The sequence below is a fragment of the Grimontia marina genome (assembly GCF_900060185.1).
In the GTDB taxonomy this organism is placed as follows: domain Bacteria; phylum Pseudomonadota; class Gammaproteobacteria; order Enterobacterales; family Vibrionaceae; genus Enterovibrio; species Enterovibrio marinus.
The window spans coordinates 1-13,576 of record NZ_FIZY01000009.1 but is presented as its reverse complement, the minus strand read 5'-3'; the positions used below and the strand labels follow the sequence as shown (position 1 = coordinate 13,576).

The window sequence follows — 13,576 nt, the reverse complement described above, 5'->3', positions numbered from 1 at the left end:
AGCATAGGCTTGGATTTCCATGCCCCCGCTCACTGACAACAGGATCAAAAAGCTTGAAATCGATCACATTCGCCTCAATAACTACTAAATAGGGAGAATGCGATTTTTGGACGTTTTTCGGCTGATTCGTTTGTTCTCCGACAATAGCTAAACGACTGATCTGTTTACTTACTACAAAATTTTATTCCACTGGCTTCATTCTCGAAACCCGCTCAAAAAGGTTAGACACAGCGTCAAGCCAGTGAAATAGGGGATCATCACCCTCTATTACAGTTTTTGTTGAAGATTTAGCGAAAAAGTTTGCCTACTGCTTAACCAATAAAATGTAGTAAAGTTACGCTAATTCACGAATATTGAAATCGACATAAAGAGGACACCGTATGTCTGCTAAGAAGCCTTTGGCACTCGTTATTCTGGACGGATGGGGTTACCGCGAAGACAACAGCGACAACGCAGTTGCAAACGCGAATACACCTGTTCTTGATGGCTTGATGGCGGGCACCAGCACCCTGATCTCTGCATCAGGTATGGATGTTGGTTTGCCAGATGGTCAAATGGGTAACTCAGAAGTAGGCCACACCAACATTGGTGCAGGCCGCATCGTTTACCAGGACCTGACTAAAATCACCAAAGCAATCCAAGATGGTGAGTTTTTCGATAACCCAGTACTGACCGGTGCTATCGACAAAGCAGCGAAAGCAGGCAAAGCGGTTCACATTATGGGTCTGATGTCTCCAGGCGGCGTTCACAGCCACGAAGACCATATTGCAGCAGCTGTTGAAATGGCGGTTCAGCGTGGTGCTGAAGAAGTATACCTACACTGCTTCCTGGACGGTCGTGATACCCCACCTCGTAGTGCTAAAGCATCACTGGAGCGTTTCGACGCCCTGTTCGCGAAACTGGGTAAAGGCCGTACAGCATCTATCGTAGGTCGTTACTACGCCATGGATCGTGACAACAACTGGGATCGCGTAGAAAAAGCTTATGACCTGATGGTTGAAGCAAAAGGCGCGTTCACTTACGGCTCTGCAGTAGAAGCGCTGGAAGCGGCTTATGCCCGTGACGAAAACGATGAATTCGTTCAGGCTTCTGAAATCCGTACTGAAGGCCAGCCTGTTGCGTCTTTCAACGACGGCGACGCAGTGATCTTCATGAACTTCCGTGCAGACCGCGCGCGTCAAATCACCCGCGCATTCATGCCTGGTTTTGACGGCTTTGAACGTAACAAAGTTGCTGAGCTGGCAGATTTCGTGATGCTGACGGAATACGCGGCAGACATCGACACCGCATGTGCTTACCCTTCAGAAAACCTGGTTAACACTCTGGGTGAGTGGCTGTCTAAGCAAGGCAAAACCCAGCTGCGTATTTCTGAAACCGAAAAATACGCGCACGTGACCTTCTTCTTTAATGGCGGTGTTGAATCCGTATTCGAAGGCGAAGAGCGTGCTCTGGTTGCCTCCCCGAAAGTCGCAACTTACGACCTGCAGCCAGAAATGAGCTCAGAAGAGTTGACTGATAAGCTGGTTGACGCGATCAAAAGCGGTAAGTTCGACCAAATCATCTGTAACTATCCGAACTGTGACATGGTTGGCCACACTGGCGTTTACGATGCAGCAGTGAAAGCCGTTGAAGCTATCGACCACTGCATTGGCCGTGTTGTTGAAGCGATCAAAGAAGTTGATGGCCAACTGCTGATCACTGCTGACCACGGTAACGCTGAAATGATGGTTGACCCAACAACCGGTGGTATCCACACTGCGCACACTAACCTGCCAGTACCACTGATTTATGCGGGCAGCAAAGACATCGAGCTGGTTGACGGCGGTAAGCTGTCTGACCTGGCTCCGACGATGCTGGCACTGACCGGTGTTGAAGCACCAGCTGACATGACCGGTAAACCACTGTTCGTTGCTAAATAATTAGCCACACTTTTCAGTGATGAAAAGCGCGCTCCTCGGAGCGCGTTTTTTTATGCAGATCTGACAACTCACTTCCTGATTTTCTCTTAAAATAGAGGAAGTAAACTTCACCGATTTTATTCTCGAACTTGCGATGCTGAGACAGGCAGAGTAATGCCAACTCCAGATCGGCTTGATATACTGCCTGCCATGAAGGGAAGAACGTTGCGCCATTTAAAATTGTTGCGCGCCAGTGCCATAAGCGCTGGCGTTTTGTTGTGCCTGCTTGCCAGCCCAGCTTCTCTCGCCAGTGACGAGCAGCTTTCTGGCATGAAAAGTGAAATCTCCCGTCAGGAACAGCAGCTCAATTCCAAATCGAAAAAACTCAATGCGCTGCAATCCAATCTCAAATCACAAGAGCAATCCATCGCCGCTATCGCAACACAGATGCGTAATGCCAATGCTGATTTAAGCGTTATCGCAAAAGATATCGCCACACTAAACCGTGAAAGCCAGCGTCTTGAACAACTCAAGCTTGGCCAGATGGAGCTTTTGAAAGAGCTATTAAACAGCCAGTACCGACAAGGCCAACACAGCCAACTGAATGCGCTATTAAGTGGTGAAGACTCCGCAGACATGGATCGCATGACGGTATATGCAGAGAAACTCTCCAAAGCTCGCACAGATGCCATCAACGAACTCGCTGCTACCGATACCGAGCTGCAGCTAAAACGCCGCACCCTGCAGCAGCAAACCGAAAAGCAAAAGACACTGATTGCCTCTCTTGCCGCTGATAAAGCGAAGCTGGAAAAAGAGCAGCAGGCTCAGAAGAAAACAGCAGGCGCTATCCGACGCGAAATCAACAGTGACAAGGGCTACCTTGCTGAGCTTCGAAATAACGAAAAGCGTCTGAAAGTAGAACTTGAACGCGCTGCTGAACAAGCCCGCATTGCCGCAGAGCAAGCTAAAGTCAAAATGGATGGTCTCGGTAAGTACAAAGGCAAGATGCAGTGGCCAGTAAAAGGGAGAATCCTGCACCGATATGGCACTGAGCAAACCGGACAACTGCGCTGGAATGGTATGGTCATCGCGGCTAAAGAAGGTAGCGAAGTCAAAGCCGCACATGATGGTACTGTGGTGCTTTCAAACTGGCTACGCGGTTATGGCTTGATGGTGGTGGTTGACCACGGCAAAGGGGACATGAGCTTCTACGGCTACAATCAGGCTTTGCTGCGCAATGTCGGTGATACCGTCAAAGCTGGCGACCCGATTGCCCTTGTCGGAAACAGTGGTGGTCAGGATGCCTCGGCGCTCTATTTCGAAATCCGGCGCAAGGGTAACGCCACCAACCCCAGCCCCTGGCTGACACGGTAAAGGCACTGCAGGTTTCAGATGCAAAGGATTGTTGCTGTTACCACCTTACTCCTTCTCTTTCTGGCTGCGCCCGTCGCAGCCAAACCTAAAATCGCCTTTATTATCGATGACCTTGGCTACGAAATGATGCCAAGAGAGATTGCCGCTTTGCCGCCGCAAATCAGTGTCTCCATCATCCCCTTCACCGAATTCGACACGGCGGTTGCGCTGACTGCCTTAAGCCAACAACGCGAAGTCCTGCTTCACCTTCCGATGCAAAGCCCAGATGGCACGCCGCAAGAGCCCAACTCACTGACGCTTGCCATGAGTAAAAAGGAAATGCAGGGCTCAGTGAAAGAGGCGCTGTATCGTGTTCCGCAGGTAGTGGCAGTGAATAACCATATGGGTAGCCTGCTGACCCAACATAAGACGCCTATGCATTGGATCATGGAGCTCCTTGAAGAACGAGAAATTGGCTTTATCGACAGCCGCACCACACCCAAAACTGTTGCCCAGCGGATTGCCCGCGAACATGGTCTCGCTACCAATCGCCGTCATGTGTTTCTTGACCATTTCCCCAATGAAGCCTTCATCGAAAACCAGCTCAAACTTGCCGTACAACAAGCCAAACGCCGCGGTGTTGCTGTGGTGATCGCCCACCCTTTACCTGTCACACTGGAAACCTTACAAGCGCAGCTTCCTGAACTTCAAAAAGAAGTGGAACTGGTGCCCATCTCACTGGCACTCAGGCAATAAAAACCCGCCGGAGCGGGTTTTGAAATTCAAGCAACAGACGATGATTACTTTGTCCAGTCGAGGATAACTTTACCTGACTGTCCAGAACACATCACATCGAAGCCTTTCTGGAAGTCATCCACACTGTAATGGTGCGTGATGATTGGGCTTAAATCCAGACCCGATTGGATAAGGCTTGCCATCTTGTACCAGGTTTCAAACATTTCGCGGCCATAGATCCCTTTAATCACCAGACCTTTGAAGATCACCTGATTCCAGTCGATGCCCATGTCTGACGGCGGAATACCCAGCAGCGCAATGCGGCCGCCGTGGTTCATGGTTTGAAGCATGCCGTTGAACGCGGACGGATTACCGGACATCTCAAGGCCCACATCGAAGCCTTCGCGCATGCCCAGCTCTGACATCACGTCTTCCAGTTTTTCTTCTGCCACATTCACCGCGCGGGTCACACCCATCTTACGTGCCAGCTCCAAACGGTATTCATTCACATCGGTGATCACCACATGACGGGCGCCCACGTGCTTCGCGACTGCTGCCGCCATGATGCCGATAGGACCAGCACCTGTGATCAGAACATCTTCACCAACAAGATCAAAAGACAGCGCTGTGTGAACCGCGTTACCAAATGGGTCGAAGATAGAAGCTAAATCGTCTGAAATGTCTTCCGGGATTTTGAATGCATTAAATGCAGGGATCACCAGGTATTCGGCAAACGCACCTTCACGGTTTACGCCTACACCAATGGTGTTGCGGCAAAGATGCGTGCGGCCAGCACGGCAGTTACGGCAATGCCCACAGGTAATATGACCTTCACCTGATACGCGGTCGCCAATGGCGAAACCACGCACTTCCTGGCCGATACCAACCACTTCACCCACGTACTCATGTCCAACAACCATTGGCACAGGAATGGTCTTTTGAGACCATTCATCCCAGTTGTAGATATGCACGTCGGTACCACAAATCGCGGTTTTTCGGATTTTGATCAGCAGATCGTTATGGCCCAGCTCTGGCTGCTCAACCTCGGTCATCCAAATGCCCGGTTCTGCTTTCAGTTTTGCCAGCGCTTTCATTTTGTTCGTCATCGTTGCTTATCCAATCAGACCCATGTCTTTGCCGACTTTGATAAAGGCGTCGATTGCCTTGTCCAGTTGCTCACGGCTGTGTGCCGCTGACATTTGCGTGCGAATACGCGCCTGACCTTTCGGTACCACAGGGAAGGAGAAACCGACTACGTAGATACCTTCTTTCATCATGCGCTCTGCAAATTCGCCCGCCACTTTTGCATCACCCAGCATCACGGGAATAATGGCGTGATCAGCACCTGCCAACGTGAAACCCGCTTCGCTCATGCGTGCAAGGAAGTGGTTGGCGTTGTCCCACAGCTTGTCACGCAGATCGCCGCTTTCTGCCAGCAGGTCAATCACACGGATAGACGCTGAAACAATCGCTGGTGCCAGTGAGTTCGAGAACAGGTAAGGACGTGAACGCTGACGCAGCCAATCAATCACTTCTTTCTTGCCTGACGTGTAACCGCCTGACGCGCCGCCCATGGCTTTACCCAAGGTGCCAGTGATGATGTCGATACGATCAATCACGTCATGGTATTCGTGGGTACCACGACCGTTCGCGCCCATAAAGCCGACAGCATGAGAGTCATCCACCATCACAAGCGCGCCGTATTTTTCTGCCAGATCGCAGATAGCAGGCAGGTTTGCGACCACACCGTCCATAGAGAACACACCGTCTGTCACGATAAGTGTATTGCGAGCACCTTTTTCTTTCGCCGCAATCAGTTGCTGCTCCAACTCTTCCATATTGTTGTTGGCATAGCGGAAGCGCATCGCTTTACACAAACGCACACCGTCGATGATAGAAGCGTGGTTCAGCGCATCGGAAATGATCGCATCTTCTGCACCCAAAATAGTTTCAAACAGGCCAGCGTTGGCATCGAAGCAAGAAGAGTAAAGGATGGTGTCTTCCATACCGAGGAAAGCAGAAAGCTTTTCTTCCAATACCTTATGCGAATCTTGGGTGCCACAGATAAAGCGTACCGATGCCATGCCGAAGCCATGCTCATCCATCCCTGCTTTTGCCGCTTCAATCAGCGCAGGGTGGTTAGCCAGACCCAGATAGTTGTTGGCACAGAAGTTCAGCACTTCGTCACCGGACGTTACTGAGATGTTCGCCTTTTGGGCTGACGTGATCACACGTTCATCTTTGTACAGGCCTTCAGCTTTTACTTCTTCAAGCTGCTGGCGGATTTGCTGGTAAAAAGCGGCAGTCATCGCTTACTCCATCGATGGAAACAGGAACAGGTTGATATCAATATGATTATTGCACCACTGAAAGCTAAAGTGTCTAAATAACACCCAGCTTACAGTATGACATATTAGAAAGAGTGTAGATGATAGAGTTCTGAGGAAGGTCGCGTCTATTGAATTAGTACATCTTATTGTGCTCTATCACGCTGAGTCGGAAACCGCCTTGGTGCTTTCCATCTGTTCGCGGTAGTGCCCTATCAAACCTGATACTACTGCTCTACCTTTATCGGTCGTCATCGGTGACACCATGTTGAGGATTTGCAGCACGCCCTGATAAATCACCACTGGCGTGACCTTCGCCTGTGGTGACTGCGCGCTTTGATAGAATATCCAACTCGAAGCGACCAGTTTCAGCGTGCTGCACAGTGACTGCAGCGCTTCATCGTCCATATCCAGCCATCCCGTTTCACGAAAGCGGCTCAGCATCGCAAAGAGATTGGCTTTCAATGCCTGCTGCGCTTCCAGGTATTTACTCTGAAGCTCAGCATCACGGCTTAGGATATCGGGCAGATTGGCGTAGAAGAAACGGTATCGCCACATCAGTTGGAAGGTGGCATCGAGGTAAGCAAGCAGCCGCTGTTCGTCAGATTCCGCTGGGACTTCCGGCTGAAAACCTGTTGAAAGATCGAGCGCGTATTGATCGAAAATACTGTGTATAATCTCTTCCTTATTACGGAAGTGGTAATACAGGTTTCCCGGGCTTATCCCCAGATCGGCAGCAATATGGTTAGTGGTGACGTTTGGCTCACCCTGCTCGTTGAAGAGCGCCAGCGCTGAATGAATAATGCGATCACGGGTTTTCATGGTTAAACTGCTATCCTCAAGCCCAGAAAGGGAAATATTACCATAGCCTCGCTGAATTACTGGTGGGGCCTTCTCATAATTCAGGTCAACAGAATTTAGGTAAAGATATGATTATAGTGACTGGCGGCGCCGGCATGATCGGCAGCAATCTGGTTAAAGCGCTGAACGAACAAGGTTACAACGACATTCTGGTGGTTGATAACCTGAAAGACGGCACCAAATTCGTGAATCTGGTTGACCTGGATATCGCTGATTACATGGACAAAGAAGACTTCATCGCACAAATCATGGCGGGTGACGATTTCGGTCCTATCGAAGCGGTATTCCACGAAGGTGCTTGCTCTGCAACCACTGAGTGGGACGGAAAATACATGATGCTCAACAACTATGAGTATTCTAAAGAGTTGCTGCATTACTGTCTTGAGCGCGAAATTCCATTCCTGTACGCATCATCGGCTGCAACTTACGGCGGCCGCGACCACGACTTCATCGAAGAGCCACAATACGAGGGTGCACTGAACGTTTACGGTTATTCGAAGCAACTGTTCGATAACTATGTTCGTCGCATTTGGGCTGACGCAGAGGCACACGGAGAAACACTGTCTCAAATTACTGGTTTTCGTTACTTCAATGTATACGGCCCACGTGAGAACCACAAAGGCAGCATGGCATCTGTGGCATTCCACCTAAACAACCAAATCAAAGATGGCCAAAACCCGAAACTGTTCGAAGGCAGCGACACCTTCAAGCGTGATTTCGTTTACGTCGGTGACGTGTGCAAGATGAACATCTGGTTCTGGCAAAACAGTCAATCAGGCATCTTCAACTGTGGTACGGGTCGCGCTGAACCTTTCCGCGCAGTTGCAGACGCAGTCATCAAGCACCACGGGCAAGGCGAAGTGGAAGAAATCCCATTCCCAGATCACCTAAAAGGCCGCTATCAGGCTTACACTCAGGCAGATCTCACCAAAGTTCGCGCAGCGGGTTACCCTGACGAGTTTAAAACTGTTGCAGAAGGTGTTGCCGAGTACATGGCAATTTTGAATAAGTAATTAACTGAAAGCGGGTGGAATAACGACGCCACCCCTTTTTTCCTCCTAAGTTCGATTTCTGTAGTTCCGACTCTATGAGCCAAGATCCGAAAAACAGCTCTTACCTACCAACCTTTGAATGGGCGTTTCTGCACCCACGCTATTGGGGTACCTGGCTGGGTATTTTCTTTGCTGCCATCATGGCGTTTGTACCATTCAGACTCCGCGACAAATTCGCTGTGTTTCTCGCCAAACGAATGGTAAGAATGAACAACCGCGCCAAAAAGCGTGCAGTGATCAATCTTCAGCAATGTTTCCCAGAGAAAACCGACGAAGAACGTTTCTCCATCTTAGAGCAAAGCTATATTAATGCGGGATGTGTTCTGCTGGGCTTTGCCACTATCATGATGCGCAGCAAACACTATTTGGAAAAGCGCACCTTATTCCGCAATGAGGAAATCCTGACAGAGCTTGTTGAGAGCGGCGAGAAAGTCATTCTGTTAGTACCTCATAGCTGGGCGATTGATTACCCTGCGGTACAACTCGCTTCGCGCGGCCTGCCCGTCGCAGCCATGGTGAAGAAACAAAAGAACAAAGTGGCAGACTGGTTGATGAACGTGCAGCGCCTAAAATATGGCGGCAGAACTCACGAGCGTGCAGATGGCATTAAGCCCTTTATTAAATCCGTACGTGAGGGCTACCTTGGCTACTACCTGCCGGATGAAGATCATGGCCCGGACTACAGCGTGTTTGTGCCTTTCTTTGCCGCACAGAAAGCGACACTGTCTGGTTTAGGCAAGCTTGCGACATTAAGCCGCGCGAAAATCGTTCCATTAATGCCTGTTTATAACCGTGAGACCGGAAACTTTGAGGTGATTGTGCAGCCGCCACTGGCTCCATTCCCATCAGGGAGCGAAGAAACAGATGCGCGCATGATGAACGAACGCATTGAACAGTTTTTGGAAAACGACCCTGGCCAGTATATGTGGATTATGAATTTGCTGAGATCTAGGCCAGATGGTAGCCAGAATTACTGAGTCAGTTTTTGGAGGTATAATGCCAAGTCTTCTTTTTCACATTCGGAATAAAGTCAAAATCTCCTCAGGTAATTCTATTGAAATACATAAAGACACTCGCATCCGTGAGTGTCATATTTCCATCAAAGGGACGAAGAATCTCCTCGTTATTGAAAAAGGTGCAAACCTTAGGGGTGTCCAAATAGAAATCGATGGGATTGGATGTACACTCCACATCGGCAAAGACAGCGTTGTGGGTGAAGGTTGCTACTTATCTTCGCGAGAGCGAGGTACATCTCTCGTCATCGGGGAAAGGTGCATGCTCTCACGAAACGTGAAAATGATGACTAGTGATGGACACGATATACTTATGGATACACTAAGAGTGAATCAAGCAAAGAGTATCAAAATTGGTGATCACGTATGGCTTGCCGATTGTGCAGTAATATTAAAAGGCTGTTCAATTGGAGATGACAGTGTGGTTGGAATAAACTCTGTTGTTACAAAGAACATTCCTGGTAAGTGTATCGCTGCGGGAAATCCAGCCAGAGTAATAAAAGATAGCATTATATGGAATAGTGAGCTTAACTACTAAATGAACACTTCAATAAAAGAAAGAATCACCAAGACAACTTTCAATTCAAGAAGTTTGATATTACTGTCATTATTCTTAGTGCCTGGACTATTACTGTGGACACCCAACTTTAGTGTTGCAGTTACGTTGGTGTTAGTCATTTACTCCATTACATTTATTGTATCAAAAAGAAAATCAATAAAGCTCAACCGCATAGACTACATCGTTTTGCTATGTTTCTCTGCATACTTTCTTAGCAATGTACATAATCTAATTCGAGACTTTGGAAATTTTAGATATATTGACGCCCCAAGTAAAATACTAATTTGCTTTGCAATATATTTATTATTAAAAGATAAAATACCAAATTTACAAGTAAGAAAACCTTTGGAGCTAGGTATTTTTATTGGCTCCATCGGAACAATATCCATTAGCTTGTTTCAATTAATAATCCTCAACTTTGACAGAGTCGATGGTTTCTTATTTAGCATTAACTTTGGATACCTTTCTTGTTCAATGGCTTTTATGTCTCTCTGTATGCTAAGAGGCTCAAAAAATAAGACTTTGTTGTGGATCTCATTTTTCCTTTTGACACTTTCCACCTTGATGACCTTAACAAGAGGGGCTATCCTCGCCATTCCTATTATTTTAGGGGTGATTCTTATCTTAAATATCAATAGAGCAAATCTAAAACATGTTATTTTCGGAGTCTTTGCTTTTTTATCTCTGTCATTGCTTGCATACCACAGCTCAGAGAAAATACAAAAAAGAACGGCTTACACTATACATGAAATTCATGCATTGAGCTCCGGTGATATATCTTCTGCAGTGTCTTCTGGAGGAAGACTTCAGTTATGGTATGCATCTCTAGTTGCTCTACAAAAAAGCCCCATACTTGGCCTACCGCATGAGGAGAGAGAAAAATTACTAACACAATTGCATGAGGATGGCGTTCTTACTGAATGGGTTGTTGGCGTAAGTAGAGGCCACGCCCACAGTCAATATTTCGAAATGATAGCGTCAACCGGATCACTTTCATTACTTGCAATTCTGGCTATGCTGGTTGTCCCTAGTATCATCTTCTTCAAGAGAAGAGACAATGTATTTGGTTATACTGGGTTCATTTTCATTATAGGGATTTCCATATTCGGCCTAACAGAAGTACTGTTGCAGGCTAATTTAATCAGTGTGTACTTTGGGTTTTTCTTGGCATTTTTCCTGGCAGCATCAATATATGGGACAGCCGATAAACCAAACGTGAACAGAAATTTAGAGAATAATTGCCGATATTAATATGGGACAAAACATTAAAATTCTTGTTATTGGCCCTTCCTGGGTCGGCGACATGGTGATGTCTCAAAGTCTATATACAAGACTGAGTGAACAGTACCAAAATGCAAAAATAGACGTACTTGCCCCGGCTTGGTGTAAACCCATTCTTGAGCGCATGCCTGAGATAAATCGAGCGATAGAGATGCCAGTAGGGCACGGTGAATTTAGTTTGGTGACCCGCTGGAAACTGGGTAAATCACTGCGTTCTGAAGCATACGATCACGCTTTTGTTTTACCTAACTCCGCAAAATCTGCACTAATACCACTTTTTGCCAAAGTTCCCCTGCGCACAGGCTGGAAAGGCGAAATGCGCTATGGCCTACTCAATGATTTACGCCCTGACCGCAAGGTTTTTCAGTATATGGTCGAGCGCTACGTAGCACTCGCCCACCCAAAAGCCTCCATGCTAAATGACGTGAAACTGAAAAACGTTCCATACCCCTTGCTGACCGTAAACGAATCAAACCAGGCTGCTTGTTTAGCCAAGTTTGGTATCAATCCAAATGAAAAAATTGTCGGCCTTTGCCCGGGTGCTGAATTTGGACCAGCGAAACGCTGGCCTGATTCTCATTATGCTGATGTCGCCAAAAAGCTCATCGAGGAAGGCAATCAGATATGCTTGTTTGGCGGCCCAAAAGATAGAGAGGTTGCTCAAACTATCATTGGTCAACTTCCGCAAGAGGCTCAAAAACAGTGCTTCAACTTGGCAGGGGAAACCGCTCTTGTAGATGCAGTTGATTTGCTCGCAGCATGCCATACCGTATTTTCTAACGACTCTGGTCTGATGCATGTTGCCGCTGCTGTAGGTGTAAACATTGTTGCCATCTATGGTTCTAGTTCTCCCAAGTACACACCTCCGCTCTCAGATAATGTGGTCATGGTAAACACTGACATTGAATGCCGACCTTGCTTCAAGCGTGAGTGCCAATTCAACCACTTGAAATGCCTGACAGAACTTTCCCCTAACATAGTTTGGGATGCTTACCTGTCCCTAACATCGAGCGCGCAAACGGAAACACCATGAAATTCAGCGAACCTAAAATTTCATCTAAACATGCCTGCTTTGAAAAAGGGGCTTACGCCTCCAAATCAGCGAAGTACTACCTGAACAACGAGTTTGATCCAAACACGGTAAAGAAAGTGGCGGTAATTCGACACGCTGCACTGGGCGATCAGGTGATAACTCGACCATTTCTGGTGGAAGCTCGAAAGTTCTTTCCCAATGCCGAAATCACTCTAGTGGCCCTTTCTACCTACCAATATGGAATGCCATCTGATTTAGCAGATCGCACCGTAGTGCTGCATGGGCGAGACAAAAAGGGGCTGGTTTCATTCTCCGACAAAATAGCTAACTTCAAAGAAGTTGGCGATCAAGACATCATCTTTGACCTTGCTTGCACGAACCGTTCCTATTGGGTCAACATTCTAAACAAAGCCAAGCTCAAGGTAGGCTTTCCTTATAAAAGCTGGCTTCGTGGAAAGCTCTACAATGCTGCAGTATGGCGCTCTGATTTCAGTCCAGAGGTTGAAACTATGCTGGATATGCTGCGCCTACTTGGTCATACCCCAGCGCTTCGCTTGGACTTTGCCTATCCTGACCATCAAGAGTTGGTGAATAAAAAGAACCCATATATCGTCTACTTCAACGGCGCGTCTCAACCAAGAAAAGTGTTGCAGAATGACCAAATGAAAACACTGTTAGAAGCCGCGATAAAGAAGCACCCGAATATTGAGCATGTTTTCCTTGAGGGTGTAAAAGACAATGAAAAGGGTGAGTATCTTTCAGACCTGTCAAAGTACCAAAACTTCAAAGTTCAACCCTGCCTGCCACTTGATGAGTTACTGGCGTATTGCGCTGGTGCAACCATGGTAGTAGCTCCAGATACTGGCGTCAGGAATGTTGCCATATCGACCCACACCCCAACTGTGGGAATTTTCTATGCGACAGTTCCTTTTAGATATACACCAAGATATGAGGTTATTCACCAAATAGTAATGAATGCAGACGCCTCTATCCCAACTAATAAGCAAATTCTTAACTCAATGGCCCATAGCGGTCTTCTGAGGTGAAATTAGTCGGCCCTGAATTACAAATAAGACACTGATCTATTTGATGATCTCATCGATCTTCCTACCCTCATATTGCAAGCTTTTTAAGCCTCCCCTTCCAAAACCTTGCAATTTGGGTGATGAAAATGAAACCGAAAACGCCTGAACGGACAGAGCACGACCTCTTTCGCCTTGAGCTGGTCAACATGATTAATCTGCGGCACGAGCTGGTGAAACTGGCTCAGGTGATTGACTGGCAAGCCCTCAATGATGCCTTCGAGCCTTTGTATCACGGGGAAACAGGGAGACCGGGTAACAACATACGCCTTATGTGTGGGCTCCATTACCTCAAACATGTCTACGCCCTGTCCGATGAAGAAGTCTGTGCCCGATGGGTAGAAAACCCCTACTATCAGTACTTTTGCGGCAATGTGTATTT

The 13,576-nt window shown here is 47.5% G+C and carries 13 protein-coding genes; 10 read left to right on the top strand and 3 right to left on the bottom strand.

Going from position 1 to position 13,576, the window contains the following annotated elements; all coding sequences use genetic code 11:
* The first annotated feature begins 380 nt into the window (after positions 1 to 380).
* The 3 genes from gpmM to GMA8713_RS06385 all read left to right on the top strand — a co-directional run bounded on the left by gpmM (position 381) and on the right by GMA8713_RS06385 (position 4,007).
* Positions 381 to 1,919, top strand: coding sequence for a 2,3-bisphosphoglycerate-independent phosphoglycerate mutase (gene gpmM, locus GMA8713_RS06395; protein ID WP_062706981.1), 1,539 nt, complete (start codon positions 381 to 383; stop codon positions 1,917 to 1,919).
* Between the two features lie 189 nt (positions 1,920 to 2,108).
* Complete coding sequence (locus GMA8713_RS06390) at positions 2,109 to 3,272, top strand: peptidoglycan DD-metalloendopeptidase family protein (protein WP_062707168.1); 1,164 nt, start codon at positions 2,109 to 2,111, stop codon at positions 3,270 to 3,272.
* An 18-nt stretch (positions 3,273 to 3,290) separates the two neighbouring features.
* Positions 3,291 to 4,007: a divergent polysaccharide deacetylase family protein gene (locus GMA8713_RS06385; RefSeq protein ID WP_062706980.1), complete on the top strand. Its 717-nt coding sequence runs from the start codon at positions 3,291 to 3,293 to the stop codon at positions 4,005 to 4,007.
* Positions 4,008 to 4,051: 44 nt separating this feature from the next.
* On the opposite strand, the gene tdh is transcribed toward GMA8713_RS06385, so the two are convergent.
* The 3 genes from tdh to GMA8713_RS06370 form a co-directional block, all read right to left on the bottom strand.
* Positions 4,052 to 5,092: an L-threonine 3-dehydrogenase gene (tdh, locus tag GMA8713_RS06380; RefSeq protein WP_062706979.1), complete on the bottom strand. Its 1,041-nt coding sequence runs from the start codon at positions 5,090 to 5,092 to the stop codon at positions 4,052 to 4,054.
* Positions 5,093 to 5,098: 6 nt separating this feature from the next.
* On the bottom strand, positions 5,099 to 6,295 hold the full coding sequence (locus GMA8713_RS06375; protein WP_062706978.1) for a glycine C-acetyltransferase: 1,197 nt from the start codon (positions 6,293 to 6,295) through the stop codon (positions 5,099 to 5,101).
* A 177-nt stretch (positions 6,296 to 6,472) separates the two neighbouring features.
* Positions 6,473 to 7,135, bottom strand: a complete 663-nt coding sequence (locus tag GMA8713_RS06370; RefSeq protein ID WP_062706977.1) for a TetR/AcrR family transcriptional regulator — start codon at positions 7,133 to 7,135, stop codon at positions 6,473 to 6,475.
* 107 nt (positions 7,136 to 7,242) lie between these two features.
* Between GMA8713_RS06370 and rfaD the strand changes: the two genes are divergently transcribed.
* From rfaD to GMA8713_RS26590, 7 genes are all read left to right on the top strand, one after another.
* On the top strand, positions 7,243 to 8,187 hold the full coding sequence (gene rfaD / locus GMA8713_RS06365) for an ADP-glyceromanno-heptose 6-epimerase (protein ID WP_062706974.1): 945 nt from the start codon (positions 7,243 to 7,245) through the stop codon (positions 8,185 to 8,187).
* A 74-nt stretch (positions 8,188 to 8,261) separates the two neighbouring features.
* Positions 8,262 to 9,203: a lauroyl-Kdo(2)-lipid IV(A) myristoyltransferase gene (gene lpxM, locus GMA8713_RS06360; RefSeq protein ID WP_062706973.1), complete on the top strand. Its 942-nt coding sequence runs from the start codon at positions 8,262 to 8,264 to the stop codon at positions 9,201 to 9,203.
* Between the two features lie 19 nt (positions 9,204 to 9,222).
* The gene (locus tag GMA8713_RS06355) at positions 9,223 to 9,777 is read left to right on the top strand and encodes an acyltransferase (RefSeq protein ID WP_232314377.1); all 555 of its coding nucleotides are present in this window, start codon (positions 9,223 to 9,225) and stop codon (positions 9,775 to 9,777) included.
* A complete protein-coding gene (locus GMA8713_RS06350) occupies positions 9,778 to 11,049 on the top strand; it encodes an O-antigen ligase family protein (protein ID WP_062706969.1) in 1,272 nt (423 codons plus the stop codon).
* A gap of 13 nt (positions 11,050 to 11,062) precedes the next feature.
* Positions 11,063 to 12,112, top strand: a complete 1,050-nt coding sequence (gene waaF / locus GMA8713_RS06345) for a lipopolysaccharide heptosyltransferase II (protein WP_062707167.1) — start codon at positions 11,063 to 11,065, stop codon at positions 12,110 to 12,112.
* Positions 12,109 to 13,158 carry a glycosyltransferase family 9 protein gene (locus GMA8713_RS06340; RefSeq protein ID WP_062706967.1) on the top strand — a complete coding sequence of 350 codons (1,050 nt, stop codon included), beginning with the start codon at positions 12,109 to 12,111 and terminating at the stop codon, positions 13,156 to 13,158. Before waaF ends, GMA8713_RS06340 begins: the two co-directional genes overlap by 4 nt.
* Positions 13,159 to 13,283: 125 nt before the next feature.
* Positions 13,284 to 13,576 (top strand): transposase (locus GMA8713_RS26590; RefSeq protein ID WP_198159465.1); only part of this gene is annotated, 293 nt, incomplete at its 3' end.

Coding starts and splice junctions, on each gene's coding strand:
- gpmM (WP_062706981.1), top strand. CDS start 381: ATGTCTGCTAAGAAGCCTTTGGCACTCGTTATTCTGGACGGATGGGGT.
- GMA8713_RS06390 (WP_062707168.1), top strand. CDS start 2,109: ATGAAGGGAAGAACGTTGCGCCATTTAAAATTGTTGCGCGCCAGTGCC.
- GMA8713_RS06385 (WP_062706980.1), top strand. CDS start 3,291: ATGCAAAGGATTGTTGCTGTTACCACCTTACTCCTTCTCTTTCTGGCT.
- tdh (WP_062706979.1), bottom strand. CDS start 5,092: ATGACGAACAAAATGAAAGCGCTGGCAAAACTGAAAGCAGAACCGGGC.
- GMA8713_RS06375 (WP_062706978.1), bottom strand. CDS start 6,295: ATGACTGCCGCTTTTTACCAGCAAATCCGCCAGCAGCTTGAAGAAGTA.
- GMA8713_RS06370 (WP_062706977.1), bottom strand. CDS start 7,135: ATGAAAACCCGTGATCGCATTATTCATTCAGCGCTGGCGCTCTTCAAC.
- rfaD (WP_062706974.1), top strand. CDS start 7,243: ATGATTATAGTGACTGGCGGCGCCGGCATGATCGGCAGCAATCTGGTT.
- lpxM (WP_062706973.1), top strand. CDS start 8,262: ATGAGCCAAGATCCGAAAAACAGCTCTTACCTACCAACCTTTGAATGG.
- GMA8713_RS06355 (WP_232314377.1), top strand. CDS start 9,223: ATGCCAAGTCTTCTTTTTCACATTCGGAATAAAGTCAAAATCTCCTCA.
- GMA8713_RS06350 (WP_062706969.1), top strand. CDS start 9,778: ATGAACACTTCAATAAAAGAAAGAATCACCAAGACAACTTTCAATTCA.
- GMA8713_RS06340 (WP_062706967.1), top strand. CDS start 12,109: ATGAAATTCAGCGAACCTAAAATTTCATCTAAACATGCCTGCTTTGAA.